The 20,764-nt window shown below is 33.8% G+C and carries 19 protein-coding genes and 1 pseudogene; 4 read left to right on the top strand and 16 right to left on the bottom strand.

The annotated features are described in order from the left end of the window. Nucleotides 1-46: 46 nt before the first annotated feature. From AB8U03_RS14275 to infC, 3 genes and pseudogenes are all read right to left on the bottom strand, one after another. Complete coding sequence (locus tag AB8U03_RS14275; protein ID WP_369705232.1) at nucleotides 47-190, bottom strand: FeoB-associated Cys-rich membrane protein; 144 nt, start codon at nucleotides 188-190, stop codon at nucleotides 47-49. A gap of 1 nt (nucleotide 191) precedes the next feature. Then, nucleotides 192-2,207, bottom strand: a pseudogene (gene feoB, locus AB8U03_RS14270) (ferrous iron transport protein B); the annotation flags it as partial. 154 nt (nucleotides 2,208-2,361) lie between these two features. Then, complete coding sequence (gene infC, locus AB8U03_RS14265; protein ID WP_369705231.1) at nucleotides 2,362-2,892, bottom strand: translation initiation factor IF-3; 531 nt, start codon at nucleotides 2,890-2,892, stop codon at nucleotides 2,362-2,364. 173 nt (nucleotides 2,893-3,065) lie between these two features. Between infC and AB8U03_RS14260 the strand changes: the two genes are divergently transcribed. Next, nucleotides 3,066-4,919, top strand: a complete 1,854-nt coding sequence (locus tag AB8U03_RS14260; protein WP_369705230.1) for an Nramp family divalent metal transporter — start codon at nucleotides 3,066-3,068, stop codon at nucleotides 4,917-4,919. On the opposite strand, the gene AB8U03_RS14255 is transcribed toward AB8U03_RS14260, so the two are convergent. Together AB8U03_RS14255 and AB8U03_RS14250 are read right to left on the bottom strand one after the other, a co-directional pair. Beyond that, the gene (locus AB8U03_RS14255; RefSeq protein ID WP_369705229.1) at nucleotides 4,905-6,263 is read right to left on the bottom strand and encodes a Na+/H+ antiporter NhaC family protein; all 1,359 of its coding nucleotides are present in this window, start codon (nucleotides 6,261-6,263) and stop codon (nucleotides 4,905-4,907) included. The two genes, AB8U03_RS14260 and AB8U03_RS14255, sit on opposite strands and share 15 nt — an antisense overlap. 120 nt (nucleotides 6,264-6,383) lie before the next feature. Next, complete coding sequence (locus AB8U03_RS14250; RefSeq protein WP_369705228.1) at nucleotides 6,384-7,664, bottom strand: NRAMP family divalent metal transporter; 1,281 nt, start codon at nucleotides 7,662-7,664, stop codon at nucleotides 6,384-6,386. 208 nt (nucleotides 7,665-7,872) lie between these two features. On the opposite strand from AB8U03_RS14250, the gene AB8U03_RS14245 reads away from it, so the two are divergent. Further along, the gene (locus tag AB8U03_RS14245; RefSeq protein ID WP_369705227.1) at nucleotides 7,873-8,541 is read left to right on the top strand and encodes a helix-turn-helix domain-containing protein; all 669 of its coding nucleotides are present in this window, start codon (nucleotides 7,873-7,875) and stop codon (nucleotides 8,539-8,541) included. A 35-nt stretch (nucleotides 8,542-8,576) separates the two neighbouring features. Here the strand turns inward: AB8U03_RS14245 and AB8U03_RS14240 are convergent, their stop codons facing one another. The 3 genes from AB8U03_RS14240 to AB8U03_RS14230 form a co-directional block, all read right to left on the bottom strand. After that, complete coding sequence (locus tag AB8U03_RS14240; RefSeq protein WP_369705226.1) at nucleotides 8,577-9,395, bottom strand: purine-nucleoside phosphorylase; 819 nt, start codon at nucleotides 9,393-9,395, stop codon at nucleotides 8,577-8,579. Nucleotides 9,396-9,443: 48 nt separating this feature from the next. After that, entirely contained in the window at nucleotides 9,444-10,388 is a 945-nt protein-coding gene (gene metA / locus AB8U03_RS14235) for a homoserine O-acetyltransferase MetA (protein ID WP_369705225.1), read from the bottom strand. Nucleotides 10,389-10,577: 189 nt separating this feature from the next. Next, nucleotides 10,578-10,793: a cobalamin B12-binding domain-containing protein gene (locus AB8U03_RS14230; RefSeq protein ID WP_369705224.1), complete on the bottom strand. Its 216-nt coding sequence runs from the start codon at nucleotides 10,791-10,793 to the stop codon at nucleotides 10,578-10,580. A 202-nt stretch (nucleotides 10,794-10,995) separates the two neighbouring features. Between AB8U03_RS14230 and AB8U03_RS14225 the strand changes: the two genes are divergently transcribed. Continuing rightward, nucleotides 10,996-11,244 carry a helix-turn-helix domain-containing protein gene (locus AB8U03_RS14225; RefSeq protein ID WP_369705223.1) on the top strand — a complete coding sequence of 83 codons (249 nt, stop codon included), beginning with the start codon at nucleotides 10,996-10,998 and terminating at the stop codon, nucleotides 11,242-11,244. Then, nucleotides 11,237-13,078 carry an ASKHA domain-containing protein gene (locus AB8U03_RS14220; protein ID WP_369705222.1) on the top strand — a complete coding sequence of 614 codons (1,842 nt, stop codon included), beginning with the start codon at nucleotides 11,237-11,239 and terminating at the stop codon, nucleotides 13,076-13,078. Before AB8U03_RS14225 ends, AB8U03_RS14220 begins: the two co-directional genes overlap by 8 nt. Before the next feature lie 182 nt (nucleotides 13,079-13,260). Here the strand turns inward: AB8U03_RS14220 and AB8U03_RS14215 are convergent, their stop codons facing one another. From AB8U03_RS14215 to AB8U03_RS14180, 8 genes are all read right to left on the bottom strand, one after another. Beyond that, nucleotides 13,261-13,674 carry a uroporphyrinogen decarboxylase family protein gene (locus AB8U03_RS14215; RefSeq protein WP_369705221.1) on the bottom strand — a complete coding sequence of 138 codons (414 nt, stop codon included), beginning with the start codon at nucleotides 13,672-13,674 and terminating at the stop codon, nucleotides 13,261-13,263. Next, complete coding sequence (locus AB8U03_RS14210; protein ID WP_369705220.1) at nucleotides 13,662-13,850, bottom strand: hypothetical protein; 189 nt, start codon at nucleotides 13,848-13,850, stop codon at nucleotides 13,662-13,664. The genes AB8U03_RS14215 and AB8U03_RS14210 overlap by 13 nt, the downstream gene beginning before the upstream one ends. Beyond that, the gene (locus AB8U03_RS14205; protein WP_369705219.1) at nucleotides 13,847-14,479 is read right to left on the bottom strand and encodes a cobalamin B12-binding domain-containing protein; all 633 of its coding nucleotides are present in this window, start codon (nucleotides 14,477-14,479) and stop codon (nucleotides 13,847-13,849) included. Before AB8U03_RS14205 ends, AB8U03_RS14210 begins: the two co-directional genes overlap by 4 nt. Before the next feature lie 74 nt (nucleotides 14,480-14,553). After that, nucleotides 14,554-15,111, bottom strand: coding sequence for a DUF2284 domain-containing protein (locus tag AB8U03_RS14200; RefSeq protein WP_369705218.1), 558 nt, complete (start codon nucleotides 15,109-15,111; stop codon nucleotides 14,554-14,556). Beyond that, on the bottom strand, nucleotides 15,087-15,428 hold the full coding sequence (locus tag AB8U03_RS14195; protein WP_369705217.1) for a dihydropteroate synthase: 342 nt from the start codon (nucleotides 15,426-15,428) through the stop codon (nucleotides 15,087-15,089). The genes AB8U03_RS14200 and AB8U03_RS14195 overlap by 25 nt, the downstream gene beginning before the upstream one ends. A gap of 474 nt (nucleotides 15,429-15,902) precedes the next feature. Then, a complete protein-coding gene (locus tag AB8U03_RS14190) occupies nucleotides 15,903-16,238 on the bottom strand; it encodes a YnfA family protein (protein WP_369705216.1) in 336 nt (111 codons plus the stop codon). Nucleotides 16,239-16,498: 260 nt separating this feature from the next. Continuing rightward, nucleotides 16,499-18,268 (bottom strand): GGDEF domain-containing protein, encoded by a 1,770-nt coding sequence (locus tag AB8U03_RS14185; RefSeq protein ID WP_369705215.1) that lies wholly within the window; start codon nucleotides 18,266-18,268, stop codon nucleotides 16,499-16,501. Nucleotides 18,269-18,439: 171 nt separating this feature from the next. Beyond that, nucleotides 18,440-20,698 (bottom strand): cell wall-binding repeat-containing protein, encoded by a 2,259-nt coding sequence (locus AB8U03_RS14180; RefSeq protein ID WP_369705214.1) that lies wholly within the window; start codon nucleotides 20,696-20,698, stop codon nucleotides 18,440-18,442. Between the last annotated feature and the right edge of the window lie 66 nt (nucleotides 20,699-20,764).

Genomic DNA, 20,764 nt, shown 5'->3' with positions numbered 1-20,764 from the left:
TTAGTAAATCTATTTTTTTGTGTCTACTCTTTTATACTAACATCAGTTAATGCTTGGAGTAATTAATAGATTTACTGCAACCAGAGCAGCCGCAGCTGCAGCCACCTCCTTTTTTGTGAGACTTGTAAGTCCTATATCCGGAAAATGCTACAATACCAAATATAACTGCTGAAACTAAAAATGTTGCCATATTATACCACCTCTTTTTCCTTTATAGAATTACCAATTTCATTAGTAATCCCCTTAGCCTTATAAGGTTTCTTAAACAACATATAGATCAATCCACCAATTAAGAGAATGGCTACAGCTGTACCAACTCCAAATCCTTTACCTGTAAACAATGAACCAATCTGAAATACAATCAACGCTATGATATAGGCAAATACGCACTGATAACCTACAGAAAACAATGTCCATCTTGTTGAACCCATTTCATTACGAACTGCACCAATTGCGGCGAAACAAGGAGCACACAGCAAATTGAAAAGCAAAAACGAATATGCGGAAATTAACGTAAATGAGGCTTGAAGTTTTCCCCACATCTGGGCACCATCCTCAGCAACTTCGGAGAATCCATAAAGTATGCCAAAGGTTCCTACTACATTTTCTTTTGCAATTAATCCACTTATAGAAGCTATTGCAGCTTTCCAGTTGTCCCATCCCAACGGAGCAAATATAGGTGCAATTGCATTTCCAATACCAGCAAGAATTGATTTTTCTATATCAACCATCTGCAGTCTCCAGTTAAAGGAGCTTAAGAACCATACGCCCACGGTGGCAAGAAGTATTACTGTCCCAGCCTTTTTCATAAACGCTTTGGAACGCTCCCACATATGGATTAGAACACCTTTGGCACCTGGCACATGATATGGCGGAAGCTCCATTATAAAAGGAGCTGGATCTCCAGCAAAGAGTTTTGTTTTTTTAAGAATAATACCTGAAATAACAATTGCTGCAATTCCGACGAAATATGCAGATGTGGCAACCCAAGGGGCTCCATTGAACAATGCGCCTGTAATTAAAGCAATAATAGGAAGCTTTGCACTGCAAGGAATAAAAGTAGTTACAATAATAGTCATTTTTCGATCACTTTCATTTTCAATTGTCCTGCTTGCCATAATACCAGGTACTCCACAACCCGTTCCAATAAGAATGGGAATAAAGGACTTACCTGACAGCCCGAATCTTCTAAAAAATCTATCCATGATAAAAGCAATACGTGCCATATAACCACAGTCTTCCAATACGGCAAGACATAAAAACAACACCATCATCTGAGGCACAAATCCAAGTACAGCACCTACACCGGCAACAATACCATTTAGAATAAAGGAATTCAACCATTCAGCAGTACCAATGGTATTTAATATCCATTGGACATTGTTAGGTACAAAGTCACCAAATAAGTTGTCATTTACCCATTCGGTCATCCAGCCGCCTACCGTTGAAATAGAAAGGTAATAAACCAAAAACATAATTGCGACAAAAATAGGTAGGGCTAGAACTCGATTGGTTACAATCCTGTCAATCCTATCGGACATTTTTACCTTAGCCTTATTTTTTCTATACAGGACTATGTTTATAACCTTGTTTATATAAGCATAACGCTCATTTGTGATAATACTTTCACTGTCATCGTCAAACTTTTTTTCACAACTTGTGATTATGTCCTCAATACGTCCTTTTACATCCTCAGCAAAAGATATCTGCTCTAAAATTTTTTCATCCCGTTCAAACAATTTTATAGAAAGCCAACGGGAATTCAAATCATTTACGTTATCTTTAACAATATTCTCAATTTGTGCTAGGGTTTTCTCCAGGTATTCTGAAAAAATATGAGATGAAGGATGAGCAGCTTTGGATTTAGCAAGCTCTATGGCCTTTTGAGCCACTTCCTTGGAACCAATGCCCTTTAATGCTGATGTTTCTATAACCTCGCAGCCAAGAGCTTCTCCCAGTTTTTTTGTGTCTATGGTATCACCATTTTTACGAACCATATCAATCATGTTCAAAGCCATTACAACAGGTACTCCGATTTCTGTAAGCTGTGTAGTCAAATATAAGTTTCTTTCAATATTGGTACCATCCACAATATTGATAATTGAGTCAGGCTTCTCATTAATCAGATAATTCCTTGAAACCACTTCTTCCAGCGTATAAGGCGAAAGAGAATAGATACCGGGTAAATCCTGGATAACTACATCCTTCTATATCTCAGGATAAAGTACTTCATGTTACAAAGTACTTTAATAATATTAAATTATAAACTACATCATAGTATCAAGTAATTTATAAAAAAATAAAATCAGGGCCTAAAATTATCAAGTCCTGATTAACTACTCTATTTTTACTTAGAAAGCACTACTTTTTAGGAGCCAAAATCATAAACATATTATTACCTTCCAGTCTAGGAGCCCTTTCTACAGATACATCTTCCCCAACCTTGCTTAAAAATACATTTAAGACACTTCTGCCTAAATTTGTATAGTTGTTTTGTCTTCCTCTAAACCTTATAGAGACTTTTACTTTATCGCCTTTATCTAAAAATTTTCTGGCATTATTAGCTTTAATCTCTATATCGTTTGACTCGATAGTAGCACTTAACCTAATTTCTTTCATTTCAACAATTTTTTGATTTTTTCTGGCCATCTTAACCTTTTTAGATTGTTCATAGAGAAACTTACTGTAGTTCATTATTTTACACACCGGAGGTTTAGCCTGAGGTGAAACCATTACTAAATCCATGCCTTTTTCTCTAGCCATGTCCAAGGCTTCCTTGGTTTTTAAAATGGTACTCTCATTTTCCCCCACTAATCTGACTTTCTCTACCCTAATCTGTTCATTTAAATTATTATTTTTATTAATAATATACACCTCCACAATTAAAATCATCTATTTATTATTATATCCAAGGATTTCCCCTTCTGCAACTACAAAATATAGTTCTCTGCTAAAACCCCCTAATATTTTTCATGAAATTTTAGTAATGCAAAATATATTAAATGCTATTATAATAGTATTTAACAGGTTTTAGGACTTATCTTTAACTTTGAGGAGGCATATTTATGAAAGAAAACAACAATTTAATTCAAATTCCCAGAGGAAAAAGTTTTTATAAAAAATTAATGGCATTTATAGGCCCTGCGTATCTGGTAAGTGTAGGTTATATGGATCCTGGCAACTGGGCTACAGATATTGCAGGAGGAAGCAGATTTGGCTATAAACTCATATGGGTAATACTAATGTCTAATATAATGGCAATCTTTTTTCAAACCCTATGTGCAAGGCTTGGTATTATAACAGGTAAGGATTTAGCCCAGGCATGCAGGAGTCACTACAATAAAACTGTAAATTACATACTGTGGATTTTATGTGAAATTGCAATTATTGCCACAGATATTGCGGAAGTTTTAGGTACGGCCATAGGATTAAATCTAATATTTAATCTTCCCCTTGTATATGGTGTAATCATAACCGGATTTGACACACTGCTTCTTCTGTTTCTTGATAAACTCGGTATTAGAAAAATGGAAGCCTTTATAATTGGATTAATTGCCATAATCGGTATAAGTTTTTTTATGGAAATAATTATATCAAAACCGGACTACCACGGAATAGCTTTAGGTTTTATACCAACTCTTCCAAATAAAGATGCACTTTTTATAGCCATAGGCATAATAGGAGCCACTATAATGCCTCACAATCTCTACCTCCACTCTTCCATTGTACAGACGAGAAATATTGAGAGAACAGAGGATGGCTTGAAACAAGCCGTCAAATTCAATAACATAGATTCATTGGTGGCCTTAAACCTGGCTTTTCTTGTAAATGCCGCGATACTTATATTAGCTGCTTCAGTATTTCATAAAAGCGGTAACTATGGCGTGGACGATATTCTAAAAGCACACAAACTTTTAGAACCTATTTTGGGCAATACTCTAGCACCTATCTTATTCGGCGTTGCTCTAATTGCCGCCGGACAATCTTCAACTATAACAGGCACTTATGCTGGGCAAATTGTAATGGAAGGTTTCATACATCTTAGAGTTCAGCCCTGGGTAAGAAGACTTATCACAAGGATATTGGCAATAATTCCCTCAATCCTAACTATAATATACTTTGGTGATTCAGCTACCGGAGAGCTGCTTATACTAAGCCAGGTCATATTAAGTCTTCAGCTTGGTTTTGCCCTAGTTCCCCTTATACACTTCGTCAGCAGTAAAGATTTAATGAAGGATTTTGTCATATCCAGAAAAGCACAAATACTGGCATGGATTTTATCTATTTTAATAATATACCTAAATGTAAAACTGGTTATTGAGGCCCTGGGAGAATGGATGTCCAATGGCAGTTTAAAATCCATTGAATATTTACCTATAACAATTTGTATATTACTCGGTATTTTACTTATCTATATAATATTGGAACCTATAATCCATGGGACAGGAAACAGAAATGTAATTGATATTCATGGTGATATACTCTTTCCTGAAATAAACAAAATTAAACCTTACACTAAAATTGCACTGGCTCTGGATTTTAGTAAAAATGACAAAGACATATTATCCCATGCCGTAAATTTTTGCAGTAAAGACAGTAATCTAATCTTAATCCATATAGTAGAAAGCGTAAGTGCCAACATCTATGGCACAAAAGCAAACGATATTGAAAGTAAACAGGACATTGAAAGGCTTAATATTTATGTAAAAAAATTAAAATCACTGGGCTTTGAAAATGTTATATCAGAAATAGGATATGGCAAGGCAGAAAAATCTCTAGCTGAGATTGTAAAAAAACATTCTGCAGACTTGCTTATATTCGGCACCCACGGCCATCATGGTATATCTGATATACTATTTGGTACAATAACAGATAAGGTAAAACATAAATTATCCATTCCTATTTTAATTGCAAAATGAGGATAATTTTTTATAAAATATTCCTGAAATAAAAGTAACTATTGGTAATATGTAACAGAAAAATGCATAAGGTGAATACTTAATTGAAGATATTCCTGTAAGTGCTAAAATAAACAGGGAATTTCCATTCCATGGTATAAGAGGAGCTATAATAATTCCAGTATCGGATATGGTTCTTGCTAGTACATGGTTTGGAACCTTCAATTTTTTATATTTATCTCTTAATAATTCTCCCGGCATTATTACCCCTACACTTTGATCACATAATACAGTCAACATTCCACTTATAATTCCGGTTTTTAAAACAAGCTCTCCTGGATCCTTAACATTGGCAATTATTTTATCTACTATTGGATTTATAAAACCTGTACCTTTGAATATACTGCTCAAGGCAATGGCCATCATTATTATGAAAATTATACCAATTACAGATTCAATTCCACCTCCAGTTAATATTTTATTTAATTCCTGAGAACTAGTGGCCTCACTGTAGCCAAAAAATATGTATTCAAAAATTTTTGCCACCGCTACTTTTTGTAAAAATATACTTATCAATATACCTGCAATTAATCCTATTGAAAGAGATTTAACTACCCTTATTCCCAAAAAGCACATTATAAATATAGCAACCAGCACCAATAAAGGCAGTGGAGATACGAAAAAATTTTCCCTGATGGAATTTTTAAAATTACTTAAATTTCCATTGGTTACAATGTAATTTTTACCAATATAAAAATATATGGCTGACGCAAGTACATAAGCAGGTAAAAATATCTTGGACATGGAAATTAAAGCTTTTCTATAAGATACCTTGGTAATAGACAGCATAAGGTTTACCAGTCCTGAAATTGGAGAAAGCTTGTCTGCCAAAAATGCACCAGAAACAACTGCACCTAAAAAAATATAATCCGGGCCGTGAAATACCTTTCCAAGCCCCAGAAGTGCAATTCCAATAGTACTTATAGAAGCAATGGATGACCCTATAAAAACCGAAACTATAGATGTAAATATAAATGCTGCAAATATTAAATTTTTTCCTATAAAATAATTAAATCCGTAAAACATCATGGCAGGTATGATTCCAGAAGAAAACCATATTGGAATGGTTATACCCACCAAAAGCATTAAAATAAATAATTCCCTACATTCAACAAGACTATCTTTTATCATTGTCAAAAGTTCTTTAAAAGTAAAACCACCCTTTACAAATAGACATGATGAAAAAATCACACTGGCAAACAAACCATAAAATAAATAGATTCCAGTTACTATACACATTATAATGGCTATAAATGTAAAAGCTAAAATTACAACTCTATTACCCCTATAAATTTTTTTCTTCACCTCTAGACCCCCTCAAAAGTTGAAATTAATCCATCTATTTGTATACCATGATTTTTCCTTTTATTGTAACATCCGGTTATTCAAATCGCAAGTTATAAAAACAGCAGCACTTTATATATATTACGATATCAAGGAATAACATATGAAGAACAAAGCTGCACCTATCAATAAAACTGTAACTATGCAGGCTCTTATATTTACAAATAAACTGTTCTTGTACTTTCCCATTATTTCTTCCTTATTTGTAAACATAACTAAAAAAATCAATATTGGTATTATTAGAAGCCCTCCTATAACCTGTGTTGCAAGAGCCATATAATTTAAAGGAAGATTTGGTATTAAAACAACACAAGCTGCCACTATGACACTTCCAATGTATACAGTGTAAAACTTAGGTGCTTCACTTATCTTATCATTTAAGCTGTGGGGCCATTTAAAAGCTTCTGCAGCACACCAGGATGATGATAGAGTTATTGTAATTGAAGCAAGCAATCCTGCATTAAATATACCCACTGCAAATAGTATGCCTGCAGCTTTTCCCATATGATTTGCAAGAGCTTTTATTACCAAAGCGGGTCCAGCATTTTCTATATTTACGATTTGACCAAATAATGCCGTACCGGAGATAATTATACAAACTGCTATTATTACCTGAACTATACATCCTATGCGTATATCAATACGCCCAAGGTGAATGTGTTCTGCAACTACTCCTTTGTCTATATAAGCACTTCCTTGAAAAAATATCATCCAAGGTGCTACTGAATTTCCTACGATTGCAGCAATATACCATAATAGATTATGACTATAGCCATGATAATTCCAGTTTACAAAAGCATTTACCATAGATGGTATATCCGGTTTGACCATAAATGCAATCAACACAAACACCATATTTAAAATACCCATGAGGAGTGCTATTCTCTCTTTTTTTAAGTAACCGGAAAAAGTAATAATTGATAATATGAATCCCAAGCTAATTACCGTTCCCATCCAGGGAGGTACTCCGATTACAATAAGTCCTGCTGTCATACCCATGAACTCAGTAGTAAGCATTAAAATATTTTGAAACAATAAAGTATACAGATGATATTTCATCCAGAAGTTGCCATAGTACTCACCAATAAGTGCTATAAATCCCTTCTGACTAACAGTGCCAAGTCTCATGGACATCTCTTGAACTGTATAAGTTAGTATACTAAGACAAATGGACAAAGGTATAAATAAGCTTACGCCAAATTTGGCACCTGTTACACAATATGAAATTATTCCTCCTGCATCATTATCCCCCATTGCAGCTAAAACTCCAGGACCCACAAGGGATAATAATAATATATTAAACTTAAATTTTGAATTATCTATATTAAACCCATCTAAACTACTTTCATTTAATTGATTCATTTGATTGTACCTCCAGAATATATTGTTGAGATAATTACAACTAATATATACTATACTTTTGTACAGGAATTGTTGCTTATGTTTCAATTATTGTTGAAATAATTTCAACAGGTTTATATACTAATTAATACTTTAGTGCATATAATTTACTATAGATAATTATCTGCTAATTAGGTAATTGTCCAATGAATTAAGGAGTGAATAAAGTGTGTGTCAAAAAAAATCTGAACTAGGATCACTGATTAGAGATTTATTAAAAAAAAATTTACTTTCTATGCGTAAACTCAGTGCTTTAAGTGGAATAGACACTGCAACTATTTCAAGAATTGTAAATGGAAAACAGCGTGCAAATATGAATCATCTTCAAAATTTTTCCAAATATTTAAATGTTCCCATAGAAAAATTATTAATAGCAGATGGATACGACATAGATGTTTTAAAAAATGAAAATTTTTTAAACTCACCTTCATTCATAAAAAACATTCAAGAACTCTTAAGATTTTCAAATCTACTGGATTACCACTATGATTTATCTAAAATAGAAGACGAATTAGATAAATACAAAAGATATGCCGTTACAAAAGAAGGTAAGAATACCATATATAAAAATTTTAAAGAAAAAATAGAAGATATAAACGGAAGTGGTTTATTTGTAGATGAATTAAAACAAATGTACGAAAGGTTTTGTGATGAGAATGCCTCAGAAGAAATTCACGCTTTGCTTGGAAGCGGACTATTGTATTTTATACTTTCAGTGGACATTATTCCTGACTATATATTCCCTTTTGGATATTTAGATGATGTCATAGCTATAAAATTAATACTCCATCATATTGCAGAAGTAAATGCCAAAGACGAAAAACTTCTTCAAAAATAGTATGACATCATTACACTAAAATTTCATATAATATCTTATATAACCTTCACTAATTCTTTAGTAAAGGTTATAAACTTTTCACTGGCAACAGCAGAAGTTTTTATAACTTCTTCATGGCTCAACCTATGATTTAGTATTCCGGCTGCCATATTAGTTATACAAGATATTCCTATAACCTTTATTCCACTATGATTGGCTGCAATTACCTCAGGTACTGTAGACATCCCCACTGCATCTCCTCCAAGCATACCCATCATATTGATCTCCGCTGGTGTCTCATAACTGGGTCCAGTCATATATACATATACTCCCTCTTGAAGATTTATGCCCAATTTTAATGCTTCTTTTTTTGCAATTTTTCTAAGTCCCTTATTATAGGCCTCTGACATGTCTGGAAATCTAGGACCAAACTCCTCCGAATTCTGTCCTATGAGCGGATTTTGTCCAGATAAATTTATATGATCTTTTATAAGCATTAAATCTCCGCTATTATAATTTTTATTTATACCACCTGAAGCATTAGTGACTATGAGAGTTTCAATACCCATCATTTTCATAACCCTAATGGGGAAAGTTACCTCCTTCATTGAATATCCCTCATAGTAATGAAATCTTCCCTGCATGGCAACTACAACTTTCCCCTGAAGCTTTCCTATAATAAAATGATTCTTATGTCCCTGTACTGTAGAAACTGGGAAATGGGGTATTTCACTGTATTTATAAACTTTTGCATCTTCAATTTCATCAGCCATGCTTCCAAGTCCTGAACCCAGTATAATTCCTATTTTAGGTTTTAATTCTATATTTGAATTTATATAGTTCACTGCTTCTCTTATATTTGTATTTAAATTCATAATATACCGTTAATCCAATATAGTTATAACGGCCTTCACTCTCCTAACCTATTTGATTTTATCTCTCTTTTTTAAAGGCTCTATTTCATTCAAATTATATGGAGTTTCCTGGTAAACATAATAATTAAGCCAATTTGAAAACAATAAATTGGAATGTCCCCTCCATCTTACCACCGGTTCTTTTTCAGGATCATCCTGCGGAAAATAATTTTTTGGTATCTTTATATTTGAGCCCTTTGCTACATCTCTCAAATACTCCGACTTTAAAGTAAGAGGATCATATTCCGAATGTCCTGTAACAAAAATTTGTCTTCCATTCTTAGCTAAAATCAAATACACTCCTGCTTCCTCTGACTGGGCTAATATGGTTAGTTCGTCCACTTTTTCAATATCTTCTCTTCTCACTTCCGTATATCTGGAATGAGGTGCGAAGAATTCATCATCAAATCCCCGAAGTAATTTTACACTTTTTTGTACAACCTTATGCTTAAATATTCCAAACATCTTTTCCTTTAATATATACTTGGGTATATCATAGTGATAATAAAGTCCTGCTTGTGCGCCCCAGCATATATGCAAAGTGGAGTATACATTGTGTATACTCCATTCCATTATATCCTCAAGCTCCCTCCAGTAATTCACCTGTTCAAATTTCAGATGTTCTATGGGAGCTCCAGTAATAATCAATCCATCAAACTTTTCATCTTTTACATCATCAAAAGTCTTATAAAAATTGGTTAAATATTCTTCCGAAGTATTTTTGGATATATGAGTTTTGGGATGGAGTAACTCAACTTCAATCTGTAATGCAGTATTACCTATAAGTCTTAGCAATTGAACTTCTGTGGTAATCTTAATTGGCATCAAATTTAAAATTGCAATTTTAAGAGGCCTGATATCCTGATGAAATGCTACATTTTCGGGCATGACAAATATGTTTTCATTATTTAAAATTTCAGCAGCCGGTAAATCATCTTTTATTTTTATTGGCATGTTATCACCTCTAAAGTATAGATTTATTTTATTATAATAACTTTGGAATTTATTATGATAGATTTTATTAAGCCCTATTATAACATAGGGACTTATATAAATACAACAGCGGCCGACAAATAGAATAAATATATAATTTAATCCAGACCGTATAACTTTTTACAATATTCAACAGTTTTCTGAACGGTTTTACTCAACATAGGATACATCAGTTCCCAGATCTATTACATGAAAACCATTACTGCTCATAACAGTACCAACAATATTTTTACCTACATCATGTATATCTCCATATATAGTCCCTATAATAAAATTTCCACGCTCTGAAGTTCTTGAAGGAAATTCTTTTTTAAGTATTTGTGAGGCTTCTTTAAATATTTCCCCAGATATAATAAGTTCGGACATAAAATATTTTTTTCCTCAAAATTTTTTTCTGCAATTTCAATTCCCTTCTGTAAATTCAGTAAAGTCTATTGAGCTTGGAATACGAATTATAAAAAGCAAATTTCTTTTTTACTATGAAGATCTAGTAGTATATCACCTTTTAGAGATCTGTTCCCAGCAGGATGATTTGAAAAAATTTTGCCATGTTTCAATATTTACCCTAATGAAATATGATAAAATTAATAATACGGATTATGTACACTGCCTTTACACCTATTTATCAAATAAAAAAAGTCAATTGAAGACGGCCGATAACTTAAACATCTGTCGGAGTACCTTGTCTCATCGCCTGAAAAGGATTCAACAAATAATGAGCATAGATTTAAATAACATTACTACAATTTTTAGTCTTACACTAACTTTTATAATTTTTAAATATATTGATATTCATGGAGGTGTTATTGATGAATAATTATGCAATTACTTTTAAGCCTGTAAATTATAAAGTCTCCGCTTCTGAAGGAAGTACCCTTAAAGATGCACTTGTAAAATCAGGATTGGACTTTGATTTTCCCTGCGGCGTAATAGGAAAATGCTGGAAATGTCTTGTTAAAGTTTTAAGCCCCAAAATTGAAGCACTTCAAAAAGAAGTAGAGCACCTTAGTAAAAATGAAATTTTAGAGGGCATGCATTTAGCCTGTCTTACAGAAATTCACAGCAATATGATTGTAGAATTAAACATGGAAAAAAATACAGATTATAATATACTACAATCATCTGTTGAGAAGAACTCTGCCATATTCCCTCTTTTAAAAAAAGATTTCATTCAGTTGAACTTGCCTTCTTTGGAACATCAAAAATCTGACTTAAGCCGTTTAAAAGAAAAACTTATTCTAAAAAATCCTGATTATAGAGATTTAAAAATAGGGATTTCAATTTTACAGCAATTACCTGACAAGCTTCGTAAATCACATAATAAGGTAACTGTAATAATTGATAAAAACGAAATCTTAGGAATAGAAAAAGGTAATACCAGCCATAAAATGTTTGGTATAGCTTTTGACATTGGCACCACCACTGTAGTTGGATATTTAATGGATCTCTATTCCGGAAAAGAATTGGCTGTTTCATCTTCACTCAACCCTCAAATTAAATTTGGTGCAGACGTAATTTCACGTACAACCTATGCCAATCAAAATGATAACGGTTTAAAATTACTCCAGTCTACTATTTTAAAGTTATTAAATGAATTAATAGATGATGTTTCAAAAAAATCAAATATAAAAAGAGATGACATATATGCCTTAACTGTAGTAGGCAACACCTGCATGCATCATCTTTTTCTGGGTCTAACTCCACGATACATAGCAGCCGTCCCCTATGTGCCCGTAATAAATGAAAGTATAGAATTAAATGCATCAGAACTAAATCTCAATATAAACCCTGCTGGAAGGGTATTTGCACTGCCCACTATTGCTGGATTTGTAGGAGCTGATACGGTAGCTGTAATTTTGGCTACGGATATTGATAAAAGCAAAGACATAAAATTAGCTGTTGACATAGGCACCAACGGTGAAATGGTATTGGGGTCTTCTAAGAAACTTGTATCCTGTTCTACAGCAGCAGGCCCTGCTTTTGAAGGAGCTCAGATAAGCAGTGGAATGAGGGGAGCCAATGGCGCCATAGATCATGTATGTTTTGGGGAATCAATGACTTATACAGTCATTGGCGATGAAAAACCCAGGGGCATATGTGGCTCTGGCCTTTTAGATATTGTTGCAGGATTTGTTAAAGTGGGTCTTATAAATAAAAGAGGTAAATTATTATCGCCGGACAAATTCACCAATCCTGCAGCAGAAAACTATAGTAATCGTATAATAACTTATAATGATACCAATGCCTTTTTAATGGTACCTGCATCTGAAACAGCCAACGGAAATCCTATACTAATTACACAAAATGACATCACTTCACTGCAGTTGGCGAAGGGAGCCATTTCGGCTGGCATTAAAATACTTGTGGAAAAACTTGAAATAAATTTAGATGACATTAAAGAAGTTCTTCTGGCCGGTGCCTTTGGAAATTATATGAATCCACATAGTGCCTGCACAATAGGCCTGATTCCAAAAGAACTGAGATCTAAAATCAAAATGGTGGGGAATGCCGCCGGCAGCGGTGCAAAGCTTGCTCTATTATCACAAATTGAATTTGAACGGGCAGATGAGATCACAAATAAAGTTACCTACATTGAACTAGGAGCACAAAAACATTTTAATCTGGAATTTGCACGGGGAATGCAGTTTTAAAAATTTATTCGAGGGATGCAATTTTGCTAGCATCCTCAGTTTCGTAAAGCAGGGAACAAGCTCTGCTTCACCCCTAGACAAGTTCTTATAAGATTAAGATTTATACCATTTTATCATGCTAAGATGATGAGGGTGGATTTGGCCTCTACACAAATCCACCCTCATTTACTATTTCTAAAATTTTATTTTCCAGTTGCAGCAGATATCATGGCTTTTACATTTTCAGGCTTTGCATTTGGAGATATGCTGCACCCACTAGATAGAATAAAACCATCTTCCATGTTCCTAACAAGTCTGGAGGCATAATCATATACTTCATCAGGAGTTCCAAAAACAAGTTTTCCTGCAGGTACATCTCCTTTAATGCATTCACGATCTCCTAATTTATCTTTTATTTTATAAATATCAGTTACACTATCTGTTTCAAATACAATTTTGCCTTTTGGAAAATCCTTAAAATAATCCAAATCTCTCTCCCAGTTCCCATCGCAATGAATATCATACACTACAAAACGTTCCCATAATTTAGGTGAGGAAAACTCACTATAGGAAGGATTTACTCCATCTACCTCCCCAAAAGCCTTCATAGAATCCATATCACTTTGTTGGATATTTTAATACTCTTGCAAAACTCAGACATTTTGACTCCCATATGTTTGGCACAAAATCCATCCATCATTAATATAACAGGCGTTCTATCCGTTTTTTCAAGTGCCAATGTTTTTTTTAATCTATTTAGGCGCTCATTATATAATTCCTGGTTGCTTTTCATTTTGCTGCACCTCTCATAATTTCTTTACAAAAATCTACAGTTTGCTGGGCATCCTTACATACCATATCTGCATTTGCATATTTACCTGTTGATTCATCTACAGGTCCTCCACCTATTAATATTTTCAAATCCTTCCGAATTCCCGCATTTTCTATAGCTTTTATACATTCCTTTATATTATTGAAACAGGTAGTTAAAAGACAGGATATTCCTATAACCCTAGGATTGTACTTTTTTATGGCTTCAATGTATTTTGAGGTAGGCACATCAACTCCCAGATCTATCACTTCAAATCCATTACTTCTCATTATGGTAGATACAATATTTTTCCCTATGTCATGGATATCGTCGTATATCGTGCCTATAACAAATTTACCATATTTGGAATCACTGGATTTGCTAATTCCACCAATTAGCTGTGAAGCCTCATTAAACACTTCTGCAGACATAATTAGCTCAGAAAGGAAATACTCCTTCTTCTCAAACCTTTTTCCAACAATTGACATACCTTCCTGCAAATAACCTATAATTTCAAGTGGCTCAGTTCCTCCTTCTTTTAATGTCTTTACTTCTGAAAGCACCATATCTTCGTCTAGATTTGACATTGCATCAGCTAATTTTTTACTCACAACATATCCTCCCCTTAATAAATATAAAAATTTTGATATTGACATTTTTTATTGTCGATATTTTAAATCATAAACTAATTTTCGTTGAAAAGTACTAGCCCCACACAAGAAACTGTATTTAATCCATTGTAATATGGAATTCCACAACTTTTTTCCAGTGCTATTACATCAATTCCGTATGCCTCTAAAGATGAGAGTGCCTTGTCTGGAAATCTGCACTTGGTTCCATCAATATAGGTACATACTTTGCAAAGCCTGCAGCATCCAGCACTTAAAGAAAGCAGTTCTTTAAATTTATATTTACTTTTTACATGAGAAAGAATTTTTCTGAATATATCCTCATGAACTTGAACTGAAGCCTTCATTCCCTTTAAATCAAATGGACCTGACAGTTGATGCACTGTCTGTATTAAAAGTCCCTCATTATATCCTTTAGCTTCAGCTATTAATTTATCAATTGGGCCTACAGCTGGCGGACCCATCCAATTAGTGTTGTAATTGCCACAGACATTCCTTTCACAGGCTTTTCTAGCATCCTCATAAAATCTAATTTGAGATACATCTATCATTGCTGCATGATCAGCTTTCAATTCAAGTGCTTCTTTTACTAAAGATCCAAATTTAGCTTCCATACATTTCCCCCTTCAAGTTTCAAAGAATTTATCATAGGTTTATCCTTTTGTGTTTTTTTAAGTCCAGCATTTAATGCAAGCGGGTTGGGACTATCTATACAAAGAGGTACGCTGCATCCCTGAAGCACATTGTCCACTAACCATTCCATAGCTTCAACTTCAGTCTGCATAAATGTGCCGCAGTTCACATCAATATATGTGGCTCCACTATCCTGCTGGAGCTTCGCAATATCTTTTATATATTGTCCATCTTTTTTTTTCACAGCTTCAGATATTAATTTTCTACTGGTATTTATTAATTCTCCTATAATTTCCATTTACTCTACCTCCCTTTAATTAAAACATTTACATTCTTGTAGGTTTGAAAAACTATTGTATAAACATAGAATAGCATATATATTCTGTAAATTCATTTTACATAATGATTAATTTTACTATATTTATTTATACATAATGTATCCTTATATATCCTTCTAAAAATCATTTGTATATATCACTATTTAGCAAAAATATGAAAGACTAAATACTAATAGAATTCACTGTTTCCTATTTCCCTACAACTGCATTATAAATGAAAGATCTTTATTACAATAACATTTCTTTTCATCTAACAAAATACTTTCCAAGATATAAATTAGATAACCATCCTACAGATATAAAATTCCTATTAAAAGCACAATAAACTACCAATAAATATCTCATGAGGTTTTTCCTGGGAAATATGATAAATACCAATCATATCCTATATGACTGGTATTTATCAGTAGTATTAATTATAAATCAATAAATTCCTAACTCCTTGGAAAATACATTATTATTAAAACTCCAATAAGCGCAATAGTTCCTCCAATTAAGTCGAACTTATCAGGAACAACATTATCTATTTTCCATCCCCATAAAATTGAAAGAAAAATAAATATTCCTCCATAGGCTGCATATACTCTGCCGAAACTGGCATTTGATGGTTGAAAAGTTGGCACTATGCCATAAATAATTAAACTTACAGCTCCAATTAAACCATATAATATACTTTTACCATCCCTGAGCCACAGCCATATGAAATAACCTCCTCCTATTTCAAATAATCCTGCTAATATAAAATAAAATATTGATTTAATTATTTCCACTAATAACACCCTCTTAACTACTAAACTCCGTCTGAACCCAAAAATCACTTGACACATATCTTAGAGAAAACTATATTTCAATAATTCTACTCTCAAAATTTCCCTGGCAATATAAAGAAAATATTTAATCTATTGTCATATATAATTATCAATTATATAATACATTGTTGTTTATTCAAATGTCCATTTATTTTATCCATCATCTTAGAAATCGCATGTAAAACTTTCAGGACTCTTTTCCTCATAGAATTTCCCCCAAACTACTTATTTGAATTTATGTTATAGACAACATAACAGCTATTTTTGCTTTCCTTAGCTTTTTTCTTGATTTTACTCATGTATACAGCAATATCATCCGCCTTTTTAAACTTGTCAAAATTTCCATATATGCATCCAAGGGCTATGGATGTAAGTGGAAAAATATCCTTATTTCCTTTCCTGTCAAAAGATTCAATGTATCCATTTTGCTTGTCTTTTTCATTAAAAAAATCAAGTATTTTGGTGTCAAACTGCGAAATTATCTTCTGGCACAACTTATGTCCCTTTTCAACATTACTTTCAACTATACATAAAAAATCATCTCCTCCTATGTGTCCCACAAATCCATTGTAAATGACATACTTTTCTACCTGTTTTTCCATGATCTCTGCAGTCATCTTTAACACTTTATCTCCATTCTCGAAGCCATAAGTGTCATTGTATGTTTTAAAATTATTCAAGTCCGCATAGATTAGAAAAAATTCCATATGAGAATGTATCATATTGTCAAGAACTTTATCTATAATTTTATTTCCGGGAAGGCCTGTGAGTGGATTGAGATTCTTTGCATGTTTCTTTTCAAATTCAAGAGTGTACTCCAACAAATCCTTTATGGTGACAATACCATAGTATTTTCCATCCTTAGTAACTATGACATAATCGTATATTTTTTTATAATCTCTGGCCATGGCTGTTTTTGATACATCACTTATGGCTGCATTATAGTCTACCATGGTTGGATTGGAATCCATTATCAAAGATACCGGGCGCCTAAAAAATACTGAAATTCCATACTGAGTGGCAAGCACGTAATCCAGATTGTGCTGCATAACAAGTCCCATAGGGTATCCTTCATTTACAATGCATACCCCTGTTATATTGTAAGTATCGAAAAAATTTTTTATCTCCTTGCTCAAAGTCACAGAAGAAAAAGCTGGATTTTGCTGTGCGATATCGCCGATACAATTTTTTTCAATCTGAAATCTATTGATTTTCATTTTATTATACTTTATTATTTTTACTTTCACATTTTCGGGAATATCAAGAAAAGTTCCCGAAGGCCTCTGGAGAAAATATCCCTGACCTGAACACACTCCTAATTCTATAAGTTTTGCAAGCTCACTTTCCGTTTCAATCCCCTCAGCTATTATATTCATATTTGTAGACTGCCCTAGTGTTACAAATGTTTTCACCAGCTCTTGTTTAAAGCTGTCTTTGTCTATATCTCTTATAAAGGAAATATCAATTTTAATATAATGGGGTTTTGTCTCCATAAGGGTCCTCAAACCTGAATAACCTGTACCCATATCGTCAATGGCAATTTTATAACCCTGGCCCACATAGTTATTCAGTGCTTTTTTAAAGCCTTCATAATCTTCTATGGCCGTTTTCTCCGTTATTTCAAATATAATGACATCTGGAGACATATTGTGTCTTTCCAAAAAATCTTTGGTAAATCCACTTTTAAATCTATCGTCTTTAAATATCTTGGGATCTACATTTATAAATAAGAGCTTATTTTTATCTATTTTATTTGCCCTTTCAATAGCCTTTTTTCTACACAGCAACTCCAATTCCCATATTTTATCAAATACCTCTGCTGCATGAAAAAGTTTTACAGGTAAATGCAGCGGGGAACTTTCTGGTCCTCTGCTGAGTGCCTCATAACCTACAATAGATGCGTCTTTAAGTGACACAATAGGTTGAAATACCGTGGCAATATTTTTATCTTTCAATATCTTTTCCAATTCGCTTTTATCTTTTGATTCCATATTTTTCACCTCCTGCACTTTATTTCTAATGAAATTATACAATTTTCTTGTTAATTTCATGATAATCTCCTGTTAAGAATATTTAATGTGTTTAACCTAATAAAAAGAGCTACGGTACAGGCTTACTCTTCATCGAAAGTAAAATTCCTGATTCCGTAACCCTATTTGCTATTATTGTAAAAGCTCATTAACAGCACTTTGTAAGATTGACCCTTCTCCTCCAAGAATGGTGATCTGACCAACACCCGCTAATTTTCCATTGATGTAATTTCTAGTATCGCTGGAGCCAGATTTTCCAACCAGCACCACTGGGGCACTTTTTTCACCCGCCGCTGCTGATCCGGAAAGTGCGTCTGCAAAATCACTGCCTGATGCCAGATAGATATTTGATGTATCATACTTGTCACTAAACTTATTAAGTACGGCAAGATTTGTAGAATACCTATCCGATCCGTATATTCTTTCAGCTCCAAGACTGCTAACCACACTGTCATCTACCACGCTGTTCCCGCCAACTACATACGGTGTACTTCCGCTTCCTTTTACATACTGAAGTATATCACTGCTCAATTCTTTGCCATTTGTAAGAAGTATTGGACTTCCCGACAAGGCTGCATATGAAGATACAGAAAGTCCATCTGCAAATCCTTCTCCTGAAGCTATAAATACCTGCTTTGGTCCACTTATCTGTTTGGCAACTGCCAGCGAAGTAGCATATCTGTCGCTTCCGCTTATTCTTTTAACAACAATTTTCATATTTCTCAAGGAATCTTCCACTGAATTTGATACTACTCCAGTACCTCCAATTATATAAACCGTTCTGACTTTCAATCTTGAAAGCTCATCTTTAGTATTTATATTCAATGTATTGCTTGAAGTCAAGAGTACAGGTGCATCTTTCAGTTTTGCAAAAGGAGCTGCACTAAGTGCATCCGCAAAAGATTGGCCTGAAACCAATACTGCCGCATCTGCTGTATCCCAGTTGCTCTGTGATATCTTAGCCGCAGTTTCATATCTGTCTTGTCCTGCTAATCTGGACACATTTTTATGGGAAGTTGTCTTATTTATAGTATAATTATCTATGGCAGCCATGGTATCAGTTCTGTATGTGGTAATTGTAAAACTCTTATCTGTTATACTTACATTTGAGAATGTAGGAACCTTGTCCTGTTCTTTTTTAGCTTCATAATAATTGTTGTAGTTTGGTTCCTGAATCTCATAATACTTGCTTCCACTTGCTGAATTTGCGGTTACATAAAGCACACCGTTTGGATCAGTAACATTTGTATCATCTTTGCCACTTACTGCTTGACCATCTACCATCTGATAAGATCTTGTATAACAATGATCATGTCCGTCTAAAACCACATCTATTCCCAATTCCTGAAATACTTCCGGATAAGTTATTCTCCTTGCTGCTATATCTGCATCCGTTTCATGATTTGCAGAGCTGTATATGGAATGATGCATACCTACTATCTTCCATTTTGCATCTGGATTCGCTGCTATTGCTTCCTGCATAAATGCCTTATGATCTTCTGCATTTATATCATTGCTGTTCAGCATCATAAAAAGTGTATTTCCATATACAAAATAGTAATCATTACCTGTTGTACCATTACTATTATCCGATTCATATCCATTGTTGGTGAAAATGCCATATTTATCAGACATATTCGGAGGATTAAAATGGGTGATATGACCTATCCCATATCCCTCATGATTTCCCGGGATTGCAGCAACAGGAATATTTTTCAACTGATCTGCTTTGAAATATCCATCGTATTCCAATTCATTTGTCTGCCCGTTAAGCTCTTTTCCATTGTTGACCTGATCGCCTATGGACACTATAAAGCTGTTGGTTGAAAATTTATCCGTGGCTTTTTTTACTGTATCAACCCATCCAGCTGAATCCTTGTCTATATCACCACCTGCACCAATCTGAGGATCTCCTGCAAACAAGAAATCAAAGCCATTTGATATATCCTGCGTAGTGTAATTATTTGGAGAACTCCAGTTAGTACCATCACCTACACGATATACATATGCTGTGGCCTGCTTTAATCCAGTTACCGTCACCTTGTTGGAAGAATAATCATCATTGCCATTTGATTTTTTGCCTTTAAATGACTGGGCTTTGTCTTCCGGAAATTCACTAGCCGTCATATCGGACTTCAATGCAATTTGAACCTGAGCATCCGATGTATCCTTATTGGAATACCATGTAAAATTAACTTGGGATGGATCTTTGCCGGGTGCAAAAGTTATATCTTTGATATTTCCCGAGGTTTCTCCCTTGAGCGTAATTGATTGATTTACTGCAACATCTGTACCTGTATCGGCATTGGCTGATATTGGTATCATAATACCTGAAAGTATAAATGAAGAGCACAGCATAAACAATGCTGCTTTTTTTAGATACTGTTTCATGAAACTCCTCCTTGTAGATATGATATATAAGCATTAGCAATTTAGTTAATGCATTATATTTTTTAT

Source organism: Clostridium moutaii, assembly GCF_041205085.1.
GTDB lineage: Bacteria > Bacillota > Clostridia > Clostridiales > Clostridiaceae > Clostridium_B > Clostridium_B moutaii.
The sequence above is the reverse complement of the archived record's forward strand: the minus strand, read 5'-3'. Positions and strand labels throughout refer to the sequence as shown.

Excerpts from the sequence above, each read along its gene's own strand:
- infC (WP_369705231.1), bottom strand. The coding sequence starts at position 2,892 with ATGATTTTAATTGTGGAGGTGTATATTATTAATAAAAATAATAATTTA.
- AB8U03_RS14185 (WP_369705215.1), bottom strand. The coding sequence starts at position 18,268 with ATGGAATCAAAAGATAAAAGCGAATTGGAAAAGATATTGAAAGATAAA.
- AB8U03_RS14240 (WP_369705226.1), bottom strand. The coding sequence starts at position 9,395 with ATGAATTTAAATACAAATATAAGAGAAGCAGTGAACTATATAAATTCA.
- AB8U03_RS14225 (WP_369705223.1), top strand. The coding sequence starts at position 10,996 with ATGAAATATGATAAAATTAATAATACGGATTATGTACACTGCCTTTAC.
- AB8U03_RS14215 (WP_369705221.1), bottom strand. The coding sequence starts at position 13,674 with ATGGATTCTATGAAGGCTTTTGGGGAGGTAGATGGAGTAAATCCTTCC.
- AB8U03_RS14250 (WP_369705228.1), bottom strand. The coding sequence starts at position 7,664 with ATGAATCAATTAAATGAAAGTAGTTTAGATGGGTTTAATATAGATAAT.
- AB8U03_RS14230 (WP_369705224.1), bottom strand. The coding sequence starts at position 10,793 with ATGTCCGAACTTATTATATCTGGGGAAATATTTAAAGAAGCCTCACAA.
- AB8U03_RS14260 (WP_369705230.1), top strand. The coding sequence starts at position 3,066 with ATGAAAGAAAACAACAATTTAATTCAAATTCCCAGAGGAAAAAGTTTT.
- AB8U03_RS14210 (WP_369705220.1), bottom strand. The coding sequence starts at position 13,850 with ATGAAAAGCAACCAGGAATTATATAATGAGCGCCTAAATAGATTAAAA.
- AB8U03_RS14275 (WP_369705232.1), bottom strand. The coding sequence starts at position 190 with ATGGCAACATTTTTAGTTTCAGCAGTTATATTTGGTATTGTAGCATTT.
- AB8U03_RS14220 (WP_369705222.1), top strand. The coding sequence starts at position 11,237 with ATGAATAATTATGCAATTACTTTTAAGCCTGTAAATTATAAAGTCTCC.
- AB8U03_RS14200 (WP_369705218.1), bottom strand. The coding sequence starts at position 15,111 with ATGGAAGCTAAATTTGGATCTTTAGTAAAAGAAGCACTTGAATTGAAA.
- AB8U03_RS14195 (WP_369705217.1), bottom strand. The coding sequence starts at position 15,428 with ATGGAAATTATAGGAGAATTAATAAATACCAGTAGAAAATTAATATCT.
- metA (WP_369705225.1), bottom strand. The coding sequence starts at position 10,388 with ATGCCAATAAAAATAAAAGATGATTTACCGGCTGCTGAAATTTTAAAT.
- AB8U03_RS14180 (WP_369705214.1), bottom strand. The coding sequence starts at position 20,698 with ATGAAACAGTATCTAAAAAAAGCAGCATTGTTTATGCTGTGCTCTTCA.